At 34.3% G+C, this 3,444-nt stretch carries 2 protein-coding genes; one reads left to right on the top strand and one right to left on the bottom strand.

The window, feature by feature from the left end:
- Nucleotides 1–97: 97 nt before the first annotated feature.
- Nucleotides 98–664 carry an IS3 family transposase gene (locus ADA55_RS18375; RefSeq protein ID WP_053087426.1) on the bottom strand — a complete coding sequence of 189 codons (567 nt, stop codon included), beginning with the start codon at nucleotides 662–664 and terminating at the stop codon, nucleotides 98–100.
- A gap of 1,735 nt (nucleotides 665–2,399) precedes the next feature.
- On the opposite strand from ADA55_RS18375, the gene ADA55_RS18370 reads away from it, so the two are divergent.
- On the top strand, nucleotides 2,400–3,167 hold the full coding sequence (locus tag ADA55_RS18370; RefSeq protein WP_048686530.1) for an isochorismatase family protein: 768 nt from the start codon (nucleotides 2,400–2,402) through the stop codon (nucleotides 3,165–3,167).
- The last annotated feature ends 277 nt before the right edge of the window (nucleotides 3,168–3,444 follow it).

The following is a 3,444-nucleotide window of genomic DNA, read 5'->3' as shown; positions in this document are numbered from 1 at the left end:
ATGAGTCCTAGTTTCTTTACTCGCCGTTGAAACTCAGGGTGTGTATAATGAACGCCTTGATCTGAATGAATCATCGCTTCAGGATGAAGCAGTTCATCTAGTGAATCGGCGAGTTTTTCCAATGTCCGATAGACGATGTCATCTTGAGGCTTCTGGATAAGTGATAGGCAACGATTTCCCGTGTAACAGCGTTTTTGACACAAGAAAGATAAGCTGGCTGTCCAGAACCCCAATAGACGTAAGTGATATCCGTAAGAAAAGTTTTCCTAGGTTCTCCTTGGTTAAATTTCCTGTTTAAGAGGTTTGGAACGACTTTATGCTCATGGGTGGCTTTAGCCATTTTCTTATAGGGATTCGCTTGGCGAATTCTTGCCTTCAGGTTGAACTTATTCATAAAACGCCGAATCTTTTTATGGTTCATCGTGACAAAAAAGTCGTTCTCTACAATCATTTTGATGGTGAGGGCGTCAGCCTTCTTCTTCTTTCCCTCAAATACTTTATGAATGAGTTCATAATCCTGCCAATCTTTCTCTTCGAGAGTAAATCGAATGCTTTCAGCCTGTTGCCAAGCATAATATCCACTGCAGCTAACTTCTGCCATTTCACAAAAATATGAAAACATATTCGTAAGACTATATCTACGAATGATTTGTTCAATTAACATGAATGTTTCACTCTTTGTTATTTTTTCTTCTTCAATGCCTGCCTTTCTAGTTCGTCTAGCTTTTTTAGGAATTCAAGTTCTGCCTCTAAATATTTAATACGAGCCTCTGCTTTCTTTAACGGATTCTCCTGTGTATCCGACTTGGATTTTGGTCTTCCTCCACTGCCTTTCCCACGACGCTCCGTATAGAAGCCATCCTCCCCATATTGTTCAATAATTTTTCTCCATCGTTTTAAGCAGCCTTTTGACTTATCCGATCCAATAATCTCTAAATCAAATCCATGTTCGATAAAGATTTGTGCAGGTGACTTTTAGACCCCTGCACCAAATGGTTGGTACAAGTGCGTATTAAGAAACGTTAGGGTATCAGTAATATCCCTCAAAACCTGAGTATTATTCCTAAAAGTTCAATAACTCCCAAAGTTGAAGGCAAAGTACATGGGGAAAACTTTGCTTTGGGGGAGTTTCATATGTATATTCCCGAATTACAGAAATCTGCGATTCAAAGGGTCACGATAATAAAAACCAACCCCCAGGGAAAGTCTAGAGGAGACAGTACTACGACAAAAACCATTAATAGCGATAAAAAATAGCAACCGTATGAAAATAAACGGTTGCTATTAGGTGGGGCCAATACTGGAACAGGGTAAAGAAGAAATGCCTTTTTTATTGTTTATATAAAACTAGATTTGATAGAGAGAGTGTTTTTTTTGTCTGTATACGAACAGTTATCTTCTTTTTTAGCTGTTTTTTTTTTTTTGTTGAGATTAATGGCAATATTGACGATAGGATACTCTCTGAAGCTATGTATTATGAGATAGATTTGATTAAGGAAGCCGCAGATAAACAAGGGTTTTCGGAAAAAAACTTACGGAAAATTTATCAGAATGGTGTATCCACGATAATCGTTAAAAGGCTAAAAAGCTGCTTAATATCCGGGTAGATTTTCCTCTAACTGCATTTAAGATTATTTGAAAGTTATTTTAAATTAGTTTCCTCAGGATAAACCTTTTTAAGTCAACCGTATAAGTTACTTTTTATTCTCCCTATACTTCAATACTAAGAAAATACATGTATTTTTACTTTTTTCCGCGTTTATCGAATTTGATAGTTTCTCACTTATGAAAGAACTTATGTTCGTATACGTGGTTAAAAAGGCAGGTCATGAAGGCCATCTTATTGAGCTTTGAGGAATATTTTAGATAAGAAAGTCGATGATAACAATACACACCAAAGGATAGTACTTATTTTACAGCTATCCTTTTTTTTGGTGCCCTTGCCTGGGGACAAAATAATGGTGTACTTATCAGACTTTCCCAATGAGCCATTCATAACAAGCATTAAAGGAATATTACATCCTTTCTCTTCCAATTGTTAAATGGTGTCTAACAATTGGGGTTCAATTCAGAATAGCAAAGGGGAAATTTCCCCTTTGCCTGATAGTAGAAATAAATGAAGTAATAAAGTTAGGACGCGAAAGGAAAAAAACATCCTTTTTTTCTTTATATAGGCATCGAGTATGCTTTAATGAATATATTTTTTCCCTTTGGTTCTTCTGAGTGGAGGGTTTTAATAGTCAGAAAGAAGTATTATCATGAAAATTAGCCTCAAAGGATATAATTACGAATAAAAAAGCCTTATAATAAATGGTAAGTTTAAGAGGATTGGATAAACATTTGTAACTTTAGTAACTTTTTATATATTTATATTGAATTCTGTGAAAAGAGGAATAAATATGTATGAAAATCTTTTAAATATATCAGATGCTGCAAAGTTATTGGGAGTTTCACCCAGTACATTACGGCGGTTAGAGAAGAATGGAAATATTGAAGAGTATGGTTTAAAGGTTATATATACTCCTGGAGGTCAAAGAAGGTATATTCAAGATGATATACAGCAACTTTACTCCAATCAAGGATTTTCAGAACAAATTGGATTTGGTGAAAAACCTGCTGTTTTAATTCGTGATTTAACTATAGCTTTTACTGACCCACACTCTCAATTATCTATTAAACTGGAAAATCAAATTTCTGCTACACAACAACTTATAGAAGAGGCTCTTTTACAAAAAATACCGATTATCTTTAGTATCACCATATATAAATCAGACAATTTGGTATCTAGATTATGGAGTGGGAAATTTCCGTTACTTCAGATTTTAGACCGTGAAAGTACTTGGGTTAACATTCATCCCGCTCTAAGTGAATATCCCTATGATATGATCAATCATTCAGTATATATTACTAGCTTATATGACAATCAGGTAGATGCTTTTTTGAAAAGACAAGGAATTGATACAATAATATTGGCTGGAGCTACAACAAGTGGAAGTATAAGAGCAACTGCGGTTGAAGCCCTTCAAAAAGGCTACAGAGTTATTATCCCTAAAGAGACTGTAGGTGATCGTAATCAAACCTTACAGAACTCAACGTTAATAGACTTAAACGCAAGATATGCAGATGTAATGAGTCTGGATAAAGTTCTAAAAGGTATGAAGCCATAATTATTAAGACGAAAATTTATCAAAAACCATGAATTATCATTAAGGTAATCATGGTTTTTTTTATTATTAAATAAATTAATATTTTGAATATTGACACTATTGAAACTTTTGGATAAAATGGATGTATGGAAGCTTTGGTAAGTTTAGTAGAAAGAGGTAAACTTTAAAAGGTATGCAACTTTGATAACTTCAATCTATGAGTGTGAAAAGATTCTCTAATATATTAAGGGGGAGAAAGAATGGAAAATACTCAGGTAATATCAAAGTATTTGAAAAC

This window comes from Bacillus sp. 220_BSPC (genome assembly GCF_001054655.1).
Taxonomy (GTDB): domain Bacteria; phylum Bacillota; class Bacilli; order Bacillales; family DSM-1321; genus Peribacillus; species Peribacillus frigoritolerans.
This window is presented reverse-complemented; position numbering and strand designations above follow the sequence as displayed.

Excerpts from the sequence above, each read along its gene's own strand:
- ADA55_RS18375 (WP_053087426.1), bottom strand. The coding sequence starts at position 664 with ATGTTAATTGAACAAATCATTCGTAGATATAGTCTTACGAATATGTTT.
- ADA55_RS18370 (WP_048686530.1), top strand. The coding sequence starts at position 2,400 with ATGTATGAAAATCTTTTAAATATATCAGATGCTGCAAAGTTATTGGGA.